Here is an 18307-nt window from a genome sequence, read left to right on the forward strand (position 1 = left end):
GTTCCTTAGGCTTACGCCCGCTGTCGATAATCTTCGGGCGCCTCGATGGCATGGGTGTGCTGCTCGACGAACTCGGCACTCAACTCGATCACACGGCGGTATTGCAGGTCGACGGTGATCATGTGGTAGCAGTTGTCCAGCAGGATCTTGGTCACGGGGCCGCCGAGGTGGCGTTCCACGTAATCGGCGTTCCAGCGGCTGGTGATGTCATCTTCGATGGAGTGCAACACCAGGGCCGGTACCTTGACCTCGGGCATGCGCTTCTTGACCACGGCGTTCATCCGGTGCAACTCGCGCACCGTGATGCCTTCCATGGTCAACAAGCCCGCCTCGCTGCTGTGCCCTTCCTTCATCTGTCGTTCGACGATCGCCCGCAGGCGCTCGTTCTTGATGCCATACGGCGGCTTCTCTTCGAAGCGGCAGATGTGCACGCCGAACGGGATCTTCATCAGCAATGGCGTCAGGAACGCCAGCTTGTGAATGCTCCAGCCGTCGTACTTCAAGGTGGTGGAATACATCAGCAACCCGGCAACCTGCCCGGGGTGCTCGGCGGCCACATACATCGACATCACCGCACCCATGGACAAGCCACCGACGAACACCTGCTCGTGGCGCTGCTTGACCTGTGCGAAGGTCTTGCGCACACCTTCGTACCAGTCCAGCCAGCCGGTGGCCTGCAGGTCGCTGTTGCCCCCGCAATGCCCGGCCAGCGTCGGCACGTACACCGTGCAATTACCCGCCTTGGCCAGGCCCTTGGCGACCTGGCGCAATTCCGTCGGGGTGCCGGTCAGGCCGTGGATCAACAGGATCCCGACCGGACCTTCACCGAGAACGAAGCCGGCATCACCTTCACCGAGGTCGATCTCGAGGCTGTTCACCGTTTGGTTGCCCGTACCAGCAGTTGCTCCAGGAGTTTCAGGCCCAGGTCGATTTCCGGGTAGCTGATTTCCAGGGACGGTGCCAGGGTGATCACGTTTTTGTAGTAACCGCCGACGTCGAGGATCAGGCCGAGTTTCTGGCCATCAACCACCATGTCGCCCTTCATGCCTTCTTCGACCATGTAGTCCAGGGTCGCCTTGTCTGGCGTGAAGCCGTCGGGGCCGCAGATTTCGCAGCGCAGGGCCAGGCCCAGGCCGTCGACGTCGCCGATGATCGGGAAACGTTTCTGCAGGTCTTGCAGGCCTTCCAGGAAGTATTTGCCCTTGGCCATGACCATCGCGCCGTAGTCGACTTCGTTGGTCATCTTGAACATTTCCAGGCCTACCGCCGTCCCCAGTGGGTTGGAGGCGAAGGTGGAGTGGGTGGAACCTGGCGGGAAGATCTTCGGGTTGATCAGCTCTTCACGGGCCCAGATACCGCCCAGTGGGTTCAGGCCGTTGGTCAGTGCTTTACCGAAGACGATCACGTCCGGTTGTACGTCGAAGTGTTCGATCGACCACAGTTTGCCGGTACGGTAGAAGCCCATCTGGATTTCGTCGGACACCATCAGGATGCCGTGCTGATCCAGCACTTGCTTGAGTTCGCGGTAAAAGTTCATCGGCGGGATCACGTAGCCGCCGGTGCCCTGGATCGGCTCGACGTAGAACGCTGCGTATTCGCTGGAACCGACTTTCGGGTCCCACACACCGTTGTATTCCGTCTCGAACAGACGGGCGAATTGCTGCACGCAGTGGCTGCCGTACTCTTCCTTGGTCATGCCTTTAGGGCCGCGGAAGTGGTACGGGAACGGGATGAACTGCGCACGCTCGCCGAAGTGGCCGTAGCGACGACGGTAGCGGTAGCTGGAGGTGATCGACGACGCGCCGAGGGTACGGCCGTGGTAGCCGCCTTCGAAGGCGAACATCAGGCTCTTGCCGTTGGTGGCGTTACGCACGACCTTCAGGGAGTCTTCGATGGACTGCGAACCGCCGACGTTGAAGTGCACGCGACCGTCGAGGCCGAACTTCTTCTTGGCGTCGACTGCGATCATTTCCGACAGCTCGATCTTGCCTTTGTGCAGGTACTGGCTGGCGATTTGCGGCAGGGTGTCGATCTGCTGTTTCAGCGCGTTGTTCAGGCGTGGGTTGGCGTAGCCGAAGTTAACGGCCGAGTACCACATTTGCAGATCGAGGTACGCCTGGTCTTCGGTGTCCCACACGTAGGAGCCTTCGCAACGGCTGAAAATACGCGGTGGCTCGATATAGTGAACGGTGTCGCCGTACGAGCAATATTTAGCTTCTTTATCCAGAAGAATCTGGTCTTCGGCGGTAGCGATACGGATATCAGACATGGTGGAAGAGTTCCTGATTTTCAACAGAGAGGTCAGTAGCAGTGAAGGTGGTGGCGTTGGCGGCGATGCCCAGAGGCAACTTGGCCAGCAGCGCGGGCACTTCGGCAAAGGTGTCGAAGCGCGCGTAAGGGATGTTGTGGGTCTCGCAGTAGTCAGCCAGGCTGCCTTTGGCGAAGACGAAATCGGCGGTGGAGGCCACGCACATGTCGGACTTGCCGTCGCCGATCACCAGCACGCGCTTGTTGCGCGGGGTGGATTTGCACTTGCAGTTGCCGGACGCGGCACGGCAGGCATCGCTGGAGTACGGGAAGTCGATGCGCCAGCTGTTCTGGTCGACCTGACGCAAGCGATTGGCGAGGATCGGCAGCAAGGTCACGTAGTTGCGCGACAGGATGCGTGCGATGCCTTGTTCGATGCCGTCGCTGACCACTTCGATGGTCGCGCCCAGGCCCATGACGTGGTCGACGAAGTCCGGGAAGTCCGGGTCGATCTCGACGCTGTCGAAGTACGCCAGCAGTTCGGCAGGTGTGGCCTTGATCAGCGCCAGTTGACGGCTCAGGCATTCGCGGGAACCGATATGCCCATCCAGCCATTCCTGTTCGATGGTTTCCCATTCGGGGCCGGCGAAGCGTTGGAGGACGTTGTCGATGACATCGGTGGGGGTAATGGTCCCGTCGAAGTCACACACGATATGCCAGTGGATCATCTGCGTTTACCTTGAAGGTGGAGCGCGCTGCATGCGCTTGCCCAACCGGTAGAGCAGGGAGCGTGCCAACTGGCCGAAAGCCAGCGGGGCTGGGGGTTTGCCGTGTCACGGTGGTGATATGTGTCGCCCAAGCTACAATTTTTGTAGCTTGCTACAAACAAGATGAGTGCTTGCGCCAGGGATGCCCTTCGCGCGTTCATGCGCACGTAATCAATCAAGGAACCGTGACCATGTTCAGGATCACATGTGCTGCATTCGCCGGTTTGCTTGGCTTGTGGGGCTTTTCAAACGCCGCCCAGGCTGAGGGCATTACCGGTGAAGTGGGCGCAGGCGTCAGCTATCAGCCCCGCGAACCCACAGGCAGCCGCTATCAGATCACCCCTATTCCCTACTTCGATCTGGACTGGGGCAATGTCAGCCTCGGGACCGACGATGGCTTGACCTGGAGCGCCCTGAATACCAACGGGTTCAGCGCCGGGCCTTACGTCAATTACATTTCGGGCCGCACGGCCAACGGTGCGCTCGCCGGCCTGCGGGATGTCTCGAGCATGGCCGAGGTGGGCGGGTTCGTGCAGTACGCGCCGGCCGAGTTCTGGCGGGTCTACGCCCAGCTGGGCCGGGCCGTGGGCGGTGGCCACGACCAGGGCGGCGTGCTCGGCAAGGTTGGTGGCGAGCTGGGTTACCCGCTGGGCGGCGGGATCATTGGCAGCAGCGGCCTGATGGCGCATTTCGCCGACGACCGCCAGACCAACACGTTTTTCGGCGTGGATGACAACGAAGCCGCGGCCTCGGGCTTCAAGCCCTACAACGCCAGCGGCGGCTTCCAGAACCTGACGTTTACCCAGAGCTTCGAGTTCCCCCTGGCGGCGAAGTGGTCGCTGCTGACCAGCGCCAGCTGGGTACACCTGGTGGGCTCGGCGGCAGACAGCAGCATCGTGCGCCAGACCGGCGAAGTGAATCAGGGCCAAGTGCAGACCGCCATCAGCTACAAATTCGACTGATCCCCCTGTAGGAGCCGGCTTGCCGGCGATGAGGCCCTTAAAAACGCCATCGCCGGCAAGCCGGCTCCTACAGTTGGGTTTCGTGAGTGCCGACGAAGTTGGTCTAAGCCTTGCAGTAACGCCCTGGAATCCACTGTTCAGGACGTTCTTCATGGCTCGCCCCGCTTACCGCCTGTTGCACCATTCGCTGTGGGACCTGGTCCCTATCGCCATGGGCCTGGCGCATTTCGCTTTTGTCATCTGGCTGGTTGCCGCGTTTCATAGCTTGAGCTGGTGGGCCTTGGTGCCCTTGGCGCTGGTATACGCGGTTAGCCTGTCGTGGAGCATCAACAGCATCTCCCACAACCAGATCCACAACGCCTACTTCACCCATCGCGCCATGAACCGTGCGTTCGACCTGCTGCTGTCCGTGACCATCGGGTTTTCCCAGACGCTCTACCGCGATATCCACAACCGCCACCACCGTGGCAACGCCGACCTGCCGGGCCCGGACGGGCAAACCATCGACCCGCTGTCGATCTACCAACGCGGCAAAGACGGCCAGCCGGAAAACCCGTGGGCCTACACGTTCCTCAGTTTTTTCCGCGACGATCCCAAGCCGTTCTACGACGAAATGAAGCGCAAGCGCCCGGCTGACGCTCGTTGGGTCAAGGTGGAGATCTGCGTGACGGTGGCGTTCTACATCGCCCTGGCGTTCTACAACTGGCAGGCGGTGCTGTGGCTATTGCCGTTCTGGTACCTGGGCCAATGCCTGTCATCGCTCAATGGCTACTACGAGCACTTCGGTGGCAACCCGGACCTGCCGATTGCCTGGGGCGTGAGTTCCTACAGCGTGTTGTACAACCTGATCTGGATGAATAACGGCTACCACGCCGAGCACCACTACCGGCCGAAGATGCACTGGACCAAGGTGAAGGCGTTTCATCGGGAGATTGCCGAGCAGCAGCGTGAGGCGGGGGTCAAGGCGCTTCCGGTGTCCCATGGCTTAGGCTTCCTGGTGGCACACCGCAAATCCCAGGGCTGACCCTAATTTGTAGGAGCCCGGCTTGCCGGCGATGGCGTCCTCAAGGGCCCCATCGCTGGCAAGCCAGCTCCTACAAGGGGTGGTCGTAGGTGCCGGCTTGCCGGCGATGAGGCCCGCACGGACGCCATAGCCAGGGATCTCAGTTCTCTTCGCCTTCAGCCAGCAAGGCAATCCCGCCGATAATCACCGCAACCCCCACCCAGTGCAGCAGGCTGATGTGTTCCCCCAGCCCCAGCCACGACCCTAGCAGCACCACCACAAACACCAGCGAACTCAGCGGAAACGCCAGGGACAGGCTGCTGCGCCGCAGGATCAGCATCCACACGAAGAAGGCGCCGATGTAACTGCCGATCGCCGCCAGGATTCCCGGGTTGCGCGCCACGTCAGCCAGCCACTGCCAGTTGAAATCCATCTGCCCCAGTTGGTCACCGGCCACCTTGGTAAACAGCTGCCCGGCGCTTTCAAAACCGATCAGCAACGCCCACAGCACCACGGTACCCAGGCGCCCGTGCAGCCAGCCGCTGGGCCGCTCTGCCGCTACATTCTGCGAACTCATGCCTGACTCCCCGCAATGGCCACCAACATCACACCAAAAGTAATCACCAGCGTGCCCAGCCAGCGACGCCGGCTGACGGTTTCCTTGAGCACCAGCTTGCCCGCCAGCACCACACCGCAGTAGGCCAGCGCTGCCGCCGGGAACAACAGGCTCAACGGCGCGCGCGACAAGGCTTCAAGCCACACGAAAAACTCGATGGCATAGGCGCCGATCCCGGCCCACAGCAACGGCGCATTGAACACTTGGCCCCAGAACGCATTCAGGCGAAAACCGCCTTCCAGTTCCGGCAGGCGGTCCAGGCCGATCTTGAAACACAGCTGGCCGATCACATCGAGCACGATGGAAAACGCCACCAGCATGACTACGAGCAAGGTCACGGGAACAACTCCTCAAACAGGTCAATCAGGGCTTCATTGGTCGCGGCATTGCGCTGAATATCCTCCGGGCTCCAGCGCTCGGGCGGCGGCTGGTCGGACTTGGCTTCCCAGCGCTTGAACGCGTTGCTGAACGCCGGCGTGGCGAACTCGCCGCACACGTCGATGCCGATGATGCGCTTGCGCGCCGCCAAGGCCCGCAGGGCCTCCAGCAAATGGGTCAGGCGCATGCCGCCCTGGTCCCAGTTGGTGGCGGCGTCTTCGCTGGCCAGCACGTCTTTGTCGATGGTGATCCAGATCGCTTCGGTGGGCAGGCTGCTGATCATCTGCTCCAGAAACGCGGTCCAATCCAACTCGGCCAGGTTGCGCCAGTGCAGGTGGTTTTCCTGCTGTTGATGGCCGGCGCCATCGCCTACCCGGCCCCAGACTTTCGACGGCGGATGCTGCCACGGAAACAGCTGCAACTGCCCGCGCTTGAGCGCGCCGAGGTTGCCGCCACGCAGTTGCGGGTTATGCAGGTCGTCGCTGCAGGGGCCGAGGGTGACGATGCGTTTGACGGCCGGCATTTTCAACGCACGGTTGACCCAGGAACCACAGTGGCGCTTGGGCGCAAAGCGCACCCAGTCAGGGTGGTTGTCGAAATGGATCAGGCTGATGGGTTCCTTGAGGTCTGCCAGGAACGCCGGCGTGAGGTGGTGGTAATCGCCGGAGCCGACAAACAGGATTTCCGGGCGTGCATCCACCGGCCGTGGCCGTTTGGCCAGGCGCTCGGCGAAGGACTTCCAGGTTTTTTCGGTGGACCACAGGCGCAGTTTCGGGCCCAGGTCCAGCAAGTCGAGGCGCGTGGCCTGGCCGCTGGCCAAACGCCGGGCAATCGGTGCCTGGCCGGTAAGGCTGTGGTCGAGGTCAAGAATATTCAAGGCAGTGTTGCCCCCTAATAACAGCGCCCATCCGGCTGCCGGATGGGCTTTGAGGGGGTAATGCAAGGGACGGGCCAGCACCTGTTTTGAAAACAACGCGCAACAATTGTAGGAGCCGGCTTGCCGGCGATGGCGGTGGGTCTGTGCCAAATGAGCCGACTGATACACCGCTATCGCAGGCAAGCCAGCTCCCACATTTTGAACAGTGACCGGCCTTAGGCTTTGGCTTCGTTGATGATCTGGCGGATGGCGCCAACAAACGCCTCGGCCGGCTGGCCACCGCTGACGGCGTATTGGTCGTTGAACACGATGGTCGGCACCGAGCTCACGCCACGGGAAATCCACAGCTGTTCCTGCTCACGCACCTCGGCGGCGTATTCATCGCTGGCGAGAATCTCGGCGGCGCGCTTGAGGTCCAGGCCGACGCTTTCGGCAATGATCGCCAGTGTGGCGTGGTCGGACGGGTCCTGGCCATCACTGAAGTACGCCTTGAACAGCGCTTCCTTGAGGTTGTACTGCAAACCTTCAAGCCCAGCCCAATGCAGCAGGCGGTGGGCGTCGAAGGTGTTGTAGATGCGGCTCTGGCCATCGGTGCGAAAGGCAAAACCCAACGCGGCGCCCATGTCGCGGATGCGCTCGCGGTTGGCCTGGGACTGCTCGGCCGTAGAGCCGTATTTCTCGGTGATGTGTTCGACGATGTTCTGCCCCTCGGCAGGCATGTTCGGGTTCAGCTCGAACGGCTGGAAATGGATCTCGGCCTGCACTTCGGCGCCCAGTTGGTCCAGGGCCTCGGTCAGGCCGCGCAGGCCGATGATGCACCAGGGGCAGGACACGTCGCTGACGAAATCGATTTTCAGGGGAGTACTCATGGTAGGCAACCTCGCTGGCATTCACGCGCCGGAAACCTCGCACGATACACCAATGTCACAGCACCTTCGAAGGCTCACCCAGGTCAATCTGCGCCCAGTGCGCGGCATCTTCACGGTGGGCTTTGAGATACGGCAGCACCGCCGTCAGCAGCGGGGCCTTGAACGCCTCCTGGAAACGGTGGGCCATGCCCGGGATCAATTTCAATTGGCTGCCCTGGATATGCGCGGCCAGGTGCACGCCGTGCATCACCGGCAACAACGGGTCGGCGGTGCCGTGTACCACCAGCGTTGGCACCCGCAATTGGTTGAGCAGCGGCACACGGCTGGGCTCGGCAAGGATGGCCATGATCTGGCGTTTCACACCGTCGGGGTTGAAGGCGCGGTCATAGGACAGCGCCGCCTGGTGCAGCAACGCCTGGCGATCGTCTTTCACATACGGGCTGCCGAGGGCGGCCAACAGGTCGGCCTGTTGCTCCAGCGCCACTTCGCGATTGGGCGCACTGCGCCGCGACAGCAACTGCACCAGCGCCGCGTTCGGGGCGGGCAGGCCTTCGGCGCCGGAACTGGTCATGACCAGCGTCAGGCTTTCCACCCGCTGCGGTGCCATGGCCGCCAGGTGCTGGGCGATCATGCCGCCCATGCTCGCGCCCAGCACGTGGAATTGCTGGACCCGCAATGCGTCCATCAAGCCCAGGGCGTCGTCGGCCATGTCGGTCAGCGTGTAGGGCGCCGCCACCGGCAGGCCGAGCTTGTAGCGCAGCACTTCAAAGGTGAGGTTGGCGCTGGCCGGCGCCTGGCGCCAGGTGGACAGGCCGACATCGCGGTTGTCGTAGCGGATCACCCGGAAACCTTGCTGGCACAGGGCGACCACCACCTCATCCGGCCAATGGATCAACTGCCCGCCCAAGCCCATCACCAGCAGCAACGCAGGATCGGACGCACGACCGATACTCTGGTAGGCGATGCTCACCTTTTCCAGGTCGACCGTTTGGGTCGGGACATTGACGTCACATCGAGAAGCCGCAAAGGACGGCAGGCCGAACAAAAGAGCGGCCAGTAAGAACAACACGCGCATGAAAAACACCGAAACGCAGAACCCCAGTAGAGCGCGAGTCTGATGAAGTTTGTTCAAGCGCGCTGCCACACTTCCGTGACAGTTTGATGAAGAGTGCCGAGTGGTCACCTTTTGTCGACAGGCGCGCCAACATGAGACAAACTCACGCCATTCTTATTCTTTACAAATTGTATTCATGGAGAGCCCGTGCTCGAGATCCGTCACCTCAAGACCCTGCACGCCCTGCGCGAGGCCGACAGCCTGGTGGAAGCCGCCGAGCGTTTGCACCTGACGCAGTCGGCGCTGTCCCACCAGTTCAAAGAGCTGGAAGAGCGCTTGGGCATGCCGTTGTTCGTGCGCAAGACCAAGCCGCTGCGTTTCACCAGCGCCGGTTTGCGCCTGCTGCAATTGGCCGACGCTACCCTGCCCCTGCTGCGCGGCGCCGAGCGGGATATCGCGCGATTGGCCGGCGGCACTGCCGGGCGCTTACACATGGCCATCGAGTGCCACAGTTGCTTCCAGTGGCTGATGCCAACCATCGACCAGTTCCGCGACGCCTGGCCGGAAGTCGAGCTGGACCTGGCCTCGGGCTTCGCCTTCGCGCCGCTGCCGGCCCTGGCCCGGGGCGACCTGGACCTGGTGGTGACCTCCGACCCGCTGGAGCTGCCGGGCATCACCTACGTGCCGTTGTTCACCTACGAAGCCATGCTGGCGGTGGCCAACCAGCACCCACTGGCGCACAAGGCGTACATCGTGCCGGATGACCTGTTGACCGAAACCCTGATCACCTACCCGGTGGAGCGCGACCGCCTGGACATCTTCACGCGCTTCCTCGAACCCGCCGATGTGGAACCTGCCCAGGTGCGTACGTCGGAGCTGTCGGTGATGATGATGCAACTGGTGGCCAGCGGCCGTGGGGTGTGTGGCATGCCCCATTGGGCGCTGCACGAATACAGCTCGCGTGGCTACGTGAAGGCCAAGCGCCTGGGCGAGAAAGGGTTGTTTGCGACGTTGTATGCGGCGATCCGTGCCGACATGCTGGATGCGCCCTACATGCGCGACTTCCTGCTGACGGCCAAGGACACGTCGTTTTCAACGTTGGATGGGGTTAGCGCCGTACGCTAAAACCTGCGCAACCTCACAGACGATGAGATCAAATGTGGGAGCTGGCTTGCCTGCGATAGCGGTGCATCAGACAGACCGCTATCGCAGGCAAGCCAGCTCCCACAGGGGAAATCACTGGCCTTTCAATTCGCGCCACAGGTGGATCTTGTCGAAGTAGTCCACCCCCACCCGCACCGCCAGCGGCTCCAGGCCGTACTGGATGAATCCGCAACGCTGGTACAGCGCAAAGGCGGCGTCGTTGCCGGCGGTGACGGTCAGTTGGATCAGCTTGAGGCGCGGGTGACGGCGTGCCTCATCGAGTGCCGCCTCCACCAACTGGCGACCCAGTCCTTTGCGTTGATGGGCCTCGGTCACGTACATGCCGAACAGCGTCACCTTGTGCCGCGCTTTTTCCCGGGGCTCGAAGGCCAGGCCGACAATGCCCGCCAGTTCATCGCCTTCAAACGCGCCGAGCAAACAGTCCAGTGGGCTGCTCACGCGCTTTTCCCACCAGCTCAACGGCATCGCCGCACGCTCGGCCACGCTGGAGGTGAAGGCCTGGGGGTAGGCGCCATACGCTTCAAGCATCAAAGCCCGATAGGCCTCGGCGTCGCCCGCCCCCAGGGTGCGAATGATCATGCGGGCAGCGAGGCGCGGTAGAACGGCAGGATCAAGTCACGCGTCAACGGCGCCAACGCCAGGCCGCCGTCACCGGCCGGGTCGATCCAGCGCACTTCTTCGATTTCTGCAGCGGGGGTTACCGGTACGTCGATCCGTACCTGGAACAATTGCGCGTGTACGGTGAAGCCGGGTTCGTTGGCGGCCGGGGCCGAGAAGTGGCCGAGGTAGAGCGCATCTTCAGGATTGATCCGCAGGTTCAGCTCTTCGTGCAGCTCACGGGCCAGCGCTTCGGCGGGTTGCTCGCCCGCATCGATCTTGCCGCCCGGCTGCATGAAGGCCTGGGTGCCGCGCTTGCGCACCAGCAGGGTCTGGCCGTCACTGCCGATCAGAAGGGCGGCGGCGATGCGGATGGTAGAAGTCATGAAAAGGTTACCTTGAACACAAAGGCGCAAGGATCACATGACCTACAGCCGCACCGCAATCCAATGTGGGAGCTGGCTTGCCTGCGATGGGGGAGTATCAGTAAACAGTTTTTTAACTGACACACCGCCATCGCAGGCAAGCCAGCTCCCACAGTTTTAGAGTGTGTTCAGCCTGTGGTTACGGCGGTGTCCTTGATGAACACGCTGTAGCGCGCACCTTCCATGGTTTCGAAGGCGATCAGCTTGTCCACCAGGGGCAGGTTCAAGACTTTGCCGGCATTGAGCAGCAACATGCCGTTATCGGCGTTGAGATTGCGCGCCAATATCATGCCCTCCTCCAGCTCACGGGTGCCCAGCACCTTGACGTTGGGGTCGCCCAGGGTCACGTCATTGAGGTAGGTGGCGCACACCCGCACAAAGTCCTCGACCATCAGCGGGTCATACAGCCGCCCGGCGTATTTGCGGATGTACAGCAGCGCTTCGTCGCTGTTCATCTGCCGTTCCAGAATCAGGCCTTTTTGCAGTTCGATAAAATCCACCGCCAGTTTCAACAGGCGCGAACCGGCCGGAATCGCCTCGCCCTTGAGGTGGTCAGGAAAGCCCGAGCCGTCCCAGCGCTCCTGGTGATGACGGATCAGGCGTGCAGCGTCTTTCATCGGTTCCAGGGTCATCAGCAGCGACTCGCTCTGGGCGGCATAGGCGCGATAACGCTCACGGTCGCTGCTGTGCAGCAGGTCCGAGGGCGAGGCCATCATGCTGTCGCTCCAGCTCAACTTGCCGATGTTGTAGAGCGCGGCCGCCATGGTCAGGTCGCGGTTGCTGGCCTCGTCCACGCCGTGGGCCACGCACCAGGTGCGCACCAGTTCGATGATCTGGCGATTGGTCTGCTTGGCGCGGGGCAGGCGCAGGTTGGCCAGCAGCGAGAACACTTCGGTGCCGGTGGCGTAGCTGTGCTTGAGCTCTTCGTAAGCCAGGTCGAGCATGTCGGCGGTCTGTTGCAGCTCGCTGGTGCGCGACGCCACGCGCTTTTCCAAGGTTGCATTGAGCTGCTTGAGTGCCTCGTTCTGTTGAAGGATCAGTTGCTCCAGGCGAAGGCGTTCACGCTCCGAATGCTGGTGGGCCAGGGATTGGCGCAGGGCCAGCAGCAGTTCTTCGTCCTTCCAGGGCTTGCTGAGGTAGCGGTAGATCTCACCTTCGTTGATGGCTTTGACGATCAGGGTCAGGTCGGTTTCGCCGGTGAGCAGGATGCGCACGGTGTGGGGGTAGTGCTGGTGGATATGCGCCAGCAATGTGGCGCCGTCCATATCCGGCAAGCGCGCGGCGCTCATCACCAGGTCGACGGGTTGGCAGGCGAGAATGGCCAGGGCATCGGCAGCGCAGGTGGCGCTGTGAAGGTCGAAGGGTTCCAACCGCAGCAGGTGCGTGAGGCTGTGCAGCACATCGGGATGGGCGTCGATCAACAGCACGGCGGCGCGGTCGGCATCGCTGAAGGTTACGGACTCTCCCATGGAACACCTCGGATCGTCGATGTGCGCTCCTTACGGTCGGGACCTGCCTCCTTGGCGTTTACTGAGTAGTTTAGTCGGTTTCTGGTAAAGTGATGGCCTTACGATATCAGCGCATAAAAAAAGCCGCTCCAGAAACCGGAGCGGCCTTCGAGGTGAAACGGGGTGCCTTCACGCGTCGGCTTTTTTCGGGCTTGAACCGAACGAAGCAAAACGCTTGTTGAACCCGGCAATCCGGCCTTCGGCCTGGGTCTTGCGCTGTTGGCCGGTGTAGATCGGGTGCGAGGCGCTGGACACGTCCAGCGGGATGTACGGGTAAGTGTTGCCGTCGCTGTGCGTGTGGGTGCGGTCACTGTCGGCGGTAGAACCGATCAGGAAAAACACGTCGGCGGCGGTGTCGTGGAACAGCACGGTGCGGTAGTCAGGATGGATACCAGCTTTCATAAGGCCTCCGGGGCGTCTGGGTGCAAAATATGTGTTACACAGTAACATAAATCATGCACCCAAACGAGAACCGATTGCAATAAGAATAGACCCGGCGCTTCTATGCCGCTTCCTGGAAGTCCATCTCCGGTGGCTGTGTCGAGAAACCGCGGGTCAGGAAACCCAGGTAAACCAGGCCAATTGCCAACCACACCAGGCCCAGGTAAATCGCCAAATGATCCAGGCTGACCATCAGCCACACATCCGCAAGCAGACCAATCGCCGGGAACACCAGGAACAGGATCAGCTCACGCACGCCGCGCTGTTTCGCGCCGATCCAGTAGTGAAAGATCACCGAGAGGTTCACCAGGCTGAACGCCAGGAACGCACCGAAGTTGATGAACGAGGTGGAGGTAGTCACGTCCAGCTTCAGCGCCAGCAATGCCACCACTGCACACAACAGGATGCTGTTGACCGGCGTACCGAAGCGCGCATGCAAGGTGCCGAAGAACGACTTGGGCAACACGCCGTCACGCCCCATGGCAAACAACAGCCGCGAACCGCTGGCCTGGGCCGATAGCCCCGAGGCGAATTGGCCGACGATCAGGCCAATCAAGAAGATCGACACAAACAGGTCGCCGCCGATATTGCGCGCGATTTCGTACGCCGCCGAATCCACATCGGCAAATTCAAACGATGGATGGGCCACCTGCACGAAATACGACACGCCGACAAAAATCAGCCCGCCAATCAAGGTAATCAGCATGATCGCCCGTGGAATGGTGCGGCGCGGGTCGCGGGTTTCTTCGGTGAGGGTGCTGACCGCGTCAAAGCCCAGGAACGAATAGCAGGCGATGGCCGCACCGCTCATGATCAAGGGCATTTGCATCTGGCCGTTGAAGAACGGGGCGATGGTCCAGAGTGGCTTGCTCGCATCACCACCGATGTAGTGGATGCACAGCGCGACGAACGCGATCAACACCAGGAACTGCACGAGCATCAGCAGCGCGTTGATGCCGTTGGCCAGTTTCAGGCCGATGATATTGATCACGGTGGTGATGCCGATGAAGGCCAGTACCCACACCCACTGCGGCACGGCCGGGAACGCCGAATGCAGGTATGCCGCGCCGATCAGCCAGATGGCCATGGGCAGGAACAGGTAGTCGAGCAACACCGCCCAGCCGGCAATAAAGCCCAGCTTGGGGCTGATGGCCTTGCGCACGTAGCTGTAGGCGGAACCGGCCACCGGAAAGGCCGAGGCCATGCGCCCGTAACTCATGGCGGTGAAGAACATCGCCACCAGGGCGGCCAGGTAAGCGGCGGGGACCATGCCCGCCGTGGATTGCGCCAGGATACCGAACGTACCGAGCACAATGATCGGCGTCATATAGGCGATGCCAAACAGCACCACCGACCCTAACGACAGGGTGCGTTGCAAACGAGCCATGAGCGATTCTCCGCGCAATTATTAGATTTATGGCAGAACTGAAGTCGGTGAAGCGAGTGCATTAATTCTTATGGGTGCAGCGCCCCCTGTAGGAGCCCGGCTTGCCGGCGATGGCGGTCTTAATGCCGCCATCGCCGCGGTGCGACGACTCGACAAGCCGGGCTCCTACAGGAGGGTGGTGTCAGGCTTTGGGGATCAACAGTTCGCGCGTCCCGTCGCTGCGCTCGATCACCTCGCCCGGCAATTTCAAGCGCTGGTCGTCCAGGTAGCGGTAGTCCTTGCGCGCCGCTGCCAGTTGGTCGAGGTCCAGCTCGACGGTGAATTGCCCTTCTTCACGTCCGGCTTCAAACAGCAAGGTGCCGAACGGGTCCACCAGCGCACTGCCGCCGGCGAACACCAATTCGCCATCGCCGTCTTCCACACGGTTGACCATCAGCGCAAACGCCTGGTTTTCCTGGGCGCGGGCCATGATCGCGGTGCGGTGGGTGGGGCCGTACGGGTCCATGTTGCCGTTGGTGACCAGTAGCAATTGAGCACCCAACTGCCCCAATGCGCGGGCGGATTCGGGAAATTCGATGTCGTAGCAGATCAACAGGCCGACGCGTACGCCCTTCCACAGGCAGGTGGCATAGCGATCACCAGGGCTGACCACGCCGCGCTCCAAAGGCCACAGATGGGTCTTGCGATAACGCAAGGCGATGCCTTCGGGGGTGATCAGCAGGGTGGTGTTATAGAACTGGCCGCCGTCGTTCTCGATCATGCCGATCACCACGGCAACATCGCGCGCACCGGCAGCCTGGATAATGGCTTGCACGGTGGGGCCGTCCAGCGGCTCGGCAACAGCGGCGACGGTTTCAGCCGAGGGGAAGCCCGTCAGGTGGGTTTCCGGGAAGACGATCAGTTGGGTATCGTCGGCGCAGGCTGCAATTGCCGCCAAGGCGCGCTCAAGGTTGTAAGCTGTATCGTTATCACGACCTGCCAACTGGGCAAATTCGACCTTCATGGGTATTCCTTGTTCTTTATCTGTGCCGCAGTATGCGCAGCGATAACCGGCCAGGGAATTACGCGGCGGGGGTAACCCGATAGGGGTAGATCAATGACCATGTCGCTGGAAGACATCGCCTGGCACCGTTCGGTGGGGCAAATGATAGACGCCCTGGACCAGGCCAATTTCTGGACCCAGCTGGTGCGCTTGCTCGACCAGTATGTGCCGTCCGACAGCTGGGTGGCCCTGCTGTTCAGCAGCGAACACCGGCCGCTGGTGTTCGCCGAATGCCCGGGCGCGGACGGCACGCCCGACCATCTGTTCCAGGATTACCTCAACGGGCTGTACCTGCTCGATCCCTTCTACATCGCCAGCCGCGAGCACGCCCATACCGGCCTGTTGCGCCTGGCCGAGGTGGCGCCGGAGCACTTCGAACTCACCGAGTATTACCAGCGCTACTTCCGCCTGAACGTGGTGGCCGACGAAATCCAGTTCAATTGCCACCTGCCGGATGGGCGTACCTTGTGCCTGTCCCTGGGTTCGAAGCAGCGTTTTGACCCGGCACAGATTGCCCTGCTGTCGTTGATCCAGCCCTGGGTACTGAGCCTGCTGCGCCAGCGCCTGCCCTATGAACTCAACCAGGTCAGCGCGCCACAACCGCCCGTACAGAACGATGAATGGGGCGCGCAACTGACGGCACGCGAGCTGGATGTCGGCCGTTTGATGCTCAGCGGTTGCTCCAGCAAGGAAATCGCTCGTAAGCTGGAAATCTCTGTTGAAACCGTGAAAGTCCATAAGAAACACATGTATAGCAAGCTGGGGATCAAATCCCAGTCTGAGCTGTTCTCGATCTTCCTTCAGGCGCAAAACGCCTGATTGAGCCCCGCGTAGGAGCCGGCTTGCCGGCGATGGCGATCTTAAAGGCGCCATTGCGAGCGAGCCGGGCGCCTACAGGCCCTGATGAGTGAACCCAAGGAAAACCGTATGAGCCTGTCCTTTTTGAGCCGTTACGCCTTCTTTGCCGTGTGCGTCATTTTCACCCTCGCCAGCCTCCCCTTTATCCAGCATGAATGGCTGTGGCCCATCACCGTGGTCACCGGCATCCTCAGCCTGATCGGTATCTTCGACCTGCTGCAAAGCCCCCACGCGGTGCGCCGCAACTACCCGATCCTGGGCAATATCCGTTACCTGGTGGAGGCCATCCGCCCGGAAATCCGCCAGTACCTGCTCGAATCCGACAGCGACGCCCTGCCCTTCTCCCGGGCCCAGCGTTCGCTGGTGTATTCACGCGCCAAGAATGAAAGCGCCGACAAACCCTTCGGCACCCTGATCGACGTGTACCAGTCAGGCTTCGAATTCATCGGCCATTCCATGCGCCCTGCGCCGTTGAGCGACCCCAGCGCCTTTCGCGTGATGGTCGGCGGCCCGCAGTGCAAGCAGCCTTACTCGGCGTCGGTGTTCAACATCTCGGCGATGAGCTTCGGCTCGCTGAGCGCCAACGCGATTCGCGCATTGAACCAGGGCGCCAAGCTGGGCAACTTCGCCCATGACACCGGCGAAGGCAGCATCAGCCCCTACCACCGCGAAAACGGCGGCGACCTGACCTGGGAGCTGGGCAGCGGCTACTTCGGCTGCCGCACCAGCGATGGCCGTTTCGACCCGGAGCGCTTCGCCGTGCAGGCCCAAGACCCGCAGGTGCGCATGATCGAAATCAAGATGAGCCAGGGCGCCAAACCCGGCCATGGCGGCATCCTGCCCAAACACAAGGTCACCAAGGAAATCGCCGAGACACGCGGCATCCTGATGGGCGAAGACTGCATCTCGCCATCGCGCCACAGCGCGTTTTCCACGCCGATTGAAATGATGCATTTCATCGCCCAGCTGCGCGAACTGTCCGGTGGCAAACCGGTTGGCTTCAAATTCTGCCTGGGCCACCCGTGGGAATTCATGGGCATCGCCAAGGCCATGCTCGAGACCGGCATCCTTCCGGACTTCATCGTGGTCGACGGCAAGGAAGGCGGCACCGGCGCCGCGCCGGTGGAGTTCACCGACCACATCGGTGTACCGCTGCGTGAAGGCCTGCTGTTCGTGCACAACACCCTGGTGGGCCTGAACCTGCGCGACAAGATCAAGCTCGGCGCCAGCGGCAAGATCGTCAGCGCGTTCGACATCGCCAGCGTCCTGGCCATCGGCGCCGACTGGGCCAACTCGGCACGCGGCTTCATGTTTGCCATTGGCTGCATCCAGTCCCAGTCGTGCCACACCAACAAATGCCCGACCGGCGTCGCCACCCAGGACCCGCTGCGCCAACGCGCACTGGTGGTGCCCGACAAGGCCCAGCGCGTGTTCAACTTCCACCGCAGCACGCTCAAGGCGCTGGCGGAGATGCTCGCCGCTGCCGGTCTTGATCACCCTTCGCAACTGTCGGCCAAGCACCTGGTGCGACGCATGTCGGCGACCGAGATCAAGTTGTTCTCGCAGTTGCATGTGTTCCTCAAGCCCGGTGAACTGCTCACGGGCGAAGTGAACGGTGAGTTCTATTCGCGCATGTGGCAGATGGCGCGGGCGGACAGTTTTGAGCCCAATGACATTGCTGCCGCGTAAGCATCACGCCTCACACACCGCTGAACCGGACCACCGACGGCATCGTTGAAACAAGGAGATTCACATGCCGTTACTGGACTTCGTCGCCATTGCAGAGCAATTGCCTGACAGCTGGAAATCCACGCGCCTGGGCCAGGTTGGCCCGGCGTGCATCAAGGTGTTGCGCATGGATGAGCAGGCGTACGACGAAGAGACCCATGACTACAACGAGGGGCTGTTAGTGGTCAGTGGGTGTTTGCGCTTGAGCATCGGCGACACAGAAATCCGAGTAGAGGCTGGCCAAATGTACCTCGTGCAAGCCGGTACGGCCCATGGCGTACTCAGCGGCAGTCATGGCACTTTGGTGATCATCGATGTCTAGAGACATTCAGTAATACCCAGCCTTTGCAATTGCTTACAAATACCGCCAACCTGCGCCCGCCC

General features: G+C 61.6%; 20 protein-coding genes. 6 read left to right on the forward strand and 14 right to left on the reverse strand.

What is annotated here, in order from left to right:
* Nucleotides 1-11: 11 nt before the first annotated feature.
* The 3 genes from HX792_RS04045 to HX792_RS04055 are packed head-to-tail and all read right to left on the reverse strand — an operon-like array spanning nucleotide 12 to nucleotide 2975.
* Nucleotides 12-878 (reverse strand): alpha/beta fold hydrolase, encoded by an 867-nt coding sequence (locus HX792_RS04045; RefSeq protein WP_176994877.1) that lies wholly within the window; start codon nucleotides 876-878, stop codon nucleotides 12-14.
* The gene (locus HX792_RS04050; protein ID WP_176994878.1) at nucleotides 875-2269 is read right to left on the reverse strand and encodes an aspartate aminotransferase family protein; all 1395 of its coding nucleotides are present in this window, start codon (nucleotides 2267-2269) and stop codon (nucleotides 875-877) included. Before HX792_RS04050 ends, HX792_RS04045 begins: the two co-directional genes overlap by 4 nt.
* Nucleotides 2262-2975, reverse strand: coding sequence for an MtnX-like HAD-IB family phosphatase (locus tag HX792_RS04055; protein WP_176994879.1), 714 nt, complete (start codon nucleotides 2973-2975; stop codon nucleotides 2262-2264). The genes HX792_RS04050 and HX792_RS04055 overlap by 8 nt, the downstream gene beginning before the upstream one ends.
* Before the next feature lie 230 nt (nucleotides 2976-3205).
* Between HX792_RS04055 and HX792_RS04060 the strand changes: the two genes are divergently transcribed.
* Both HX792_RS04060 and HX792_RS04065 read left to right on the forward strand, forming a co-directional pair.
* On the forward strand, nucleotides 3206-3976 hold the full coding sequence (locus HX792_RS04060) for a MipA/OmpV family protein (RefSeq protein ID WP_176994880.1): 771 nt from the start codon (nucleotides 3206-3208) through the stop codon (nucleotides 3974-3976).
* 151 nt (nucleotides 3977-4127) lie between these two features.
* Nucleotides 4128-5000, forward strand: a complete 873-nt coding sequence (locus tag HX792_RS04065) for a fatty acid desaturase (RefSeq protein WP_176994881.1) — start codon at nucleotides 4128-4130, stop codon at nucleotides 4998-5000.
* Nucleotides 5001-5139: 139 nt separating this feature from the next.
* Here HX792_RS04065 and HX792_RS04070 read toward each other — a convergent pair whose 3' ends face one another.
* The 5 genes from HX792_RS04070 to HX792_RS04090 form a co-directional block, all read right to left on the reverse strand.
* Complete coding sequence (locus tag HX792_RS04070; RefSeq protein WP_176994882.1) at nucleotides 5140-5556, reverse strand: EamA family transporter; 417 nt, start codon at nucleotides 5554-5556, stop codon at nucleotides 5140-5142.
* The gene (locus HX792_RS04075; protein ID WP_176994883.1) at nucleotides 5553-5933 is read right to left on the reverse strand and encodes a transporter; all 381 of its coding nucleotides are present in this window, start codon (nucleotides 5931-5933) and stop codon (nucleotides 5553-5555) included. Before HX792_RS04075 ends, HX792_RS04070 begins: the two co-directional genes overlap by 4 nt.
* Entirely contained in the window at nucleotides 5930-6850 is a 921-nt protein-coding gene (locus tag HX792_RS04080) for an arginase family protein (RefSeq protein WP_176994884.1), read from the reverse strand. The genes HX792_RS04075 and HX792_RS04080 overlap by 4 nt, the downstream gene beginning before the upstream one ends.
* A gap of 215 nt (nucleotides 6851-7065) precedes the next feature.
* Nucleotides 7066-7719: a DsbA family oxidoreductase gene (locus tag HX792_RS04085; protein ID WP_176994885.1), complete on the reverse strand. Its 654-nt coding sequence runs from the start codon at nucleotides 7717-7719 to the stop codon at nucleotides 7066-7068.
* Between the two features lie 55 nt (nucleotides 7720-7774).
* The gene (locus tag HX792_RS04090; protein ID WP_176994886.1) at nucleotides 7775-8794 is read right to left on the reverse strand and encodes an alpha/beta fold hydrolase; all 1020 of its coding nucleotides are present in this window, start codon (nucleotides 8792-8794) and stop codon (nucleotides 7775-7777) included.
* Nucleotides 8795-8980: 186 nt separating this feature from the next.
* On the opposite strand from HX792_RS04090, the gene metR reads away from it, so the two are divergent.
* Complete coding sequence (metR, locus tag HX792_RS04095) at nucleotides 8981-9898, forward strand: transcriptional regulator MetR (RefSeq protein WP_176994887.1); 918 nt, start codon at nucleotides 8981-8983, stop codon at nucleotides 9896-9898.
* Nucleotides 9899-10009: 111 nt separating this feature from the next.
* Here the strand turns inward: metR and HX792_RS04100 are convergent, their stop codons facing one another.
* The 6 genes from HX792_RS04100 to HX792_RS04125 form a co-directional block, all read right to left on the reverse strand.
* Nucleotides 10010-10516 carry a GNAT family N-acetyltransferase gene (locus HX792_RS04100; RefSeq protein ID WP_176994888.1) on the reverse strand — a complete coding sequence of 169 codons (507 nt, stop codon included), beginning with the start codon at nucleotides 10514-10516 and terminating at the stop codon, nucleotides 10010-10012.
* Nucleotides 10513-10920 carry an NUDIX domain-containing protein gene (locus tag HX792_RS04105; RefSeq protein ID WP_176994889.1) on the reverse strand — a complete coding sequence of 136 codons (408 nt, stop codon included), beginning with the start codon at nucleotides 10918-10920 and terminating at the stop codon, nucleotides 10513-10515. Before HX792_RS04105 ends, HX792_RS04100 begins: the two co-directional genes overlap by 4 nt.
* 167 nt (nucleotides 10921-11087) lie before the next feature.
* Entirely contained in the window at nucleotides 11088-12428 is a 1341-nt protein-coding gene (locus HX792_RS04110; protein WP_176994890.1) for an HD domain-containing phosphohydrolase, read from the reverse strand.
* Between the two features lie 168 nt (nucleotides 12429-12596).
* Nucleotides 12597-12869 (reverse strand): type B 50S ribosomal protein L31, encoded by a 273-nt coding sequence (locus tag HX792_RS04115; protein ID WP_176994891.1) that lies wholly within the window; start codon nucleotides 12867-12869, stop codon nucleotides 12597-12599.
* Nucleotides 12870-12969: 100 nt separating this feature from the next.
* Nucleotides 12970-14295: an APC family permease gene (locus HX792_RS04120; protein WP_176994892.1), complete on the reverse strand. Its 1326-nt coding sequence runs from the start codon at nucleotides 14293-14295 to the stop codon at nucleotides 12970-12972.
* A gap of 181 nt (nucleotides 14296-14476) precedes the next feature.
* Nucleotides 14477-15298: a carbon-nitrogen hydrolase family protein gene (locus HX792_RS04125; RefSeq protein WP_176994893.1), complete on the reverse strand. Its 822-nt coding sequence runs from the start codon at nucleotides 15296-15298 to the stop codon at nucleotides 14477-14479.
* A gap of 93 nt (nucleotides 15299-15391) precedes the next feature.
* Between HX792_RS04125 and HX792_RS04130 the strand changes: the two genes are divergently transcribed.
* The 3 genes from HX792_RS04130 to HX792_RS04140 all read left to right on the forward strand — a co-directional run bounded on the left by HX792_RS04130 (nucleotide 15392) and on the right by HX792_RS04140 (nucleotide 18245).
* Nucleotides 15392-16156, forward strand: a complete 765-nt coding sequence (locus tag HX792_RS04130; RefSeq protein WP_176994894.1) for a LuxR C-terminal-related transcriptional regulator — start codon at nucleotides 15392-15394, stop codon at nucleotides 16154-16156.
* Between the two features lie 108 nt (nucleotides 16157-16264).
* A complete protein-coding gene (locus HX792_RS04135; protein ID WP_176994895.1) occupies nucleotides 16265-17884 on the forward strand; it encodes an FMN-binding glutamate synthase family protein in 1620 nt (539 codons plus the stop codon).
* 64 nt (nucleotides 17885-17948) lie between these two features.
* Nucleotides 17949-18245 (forward strand): cupin domain-containing protein, encoded by a 297-nt coding sequence (locus HX792_RS04140; RefSeq protein ID WP_176994896.1) that lies wholly within the window; start codon nucleotides 17949-17951, stop codon nucleotides 18243-18245.
* Nucleotides 18246-18307 lie beyond the last annotated feature (62 nt).

The organism is Pseudomonas sp. B6002, assembly GCF_013385985.1.
Taxonomy (GTDB): Bacteria; Pseudomonadota; Gammaproteobacteria; order Pseudomonadales; family Pseudomonadaceae; genus Aquipseudomonas.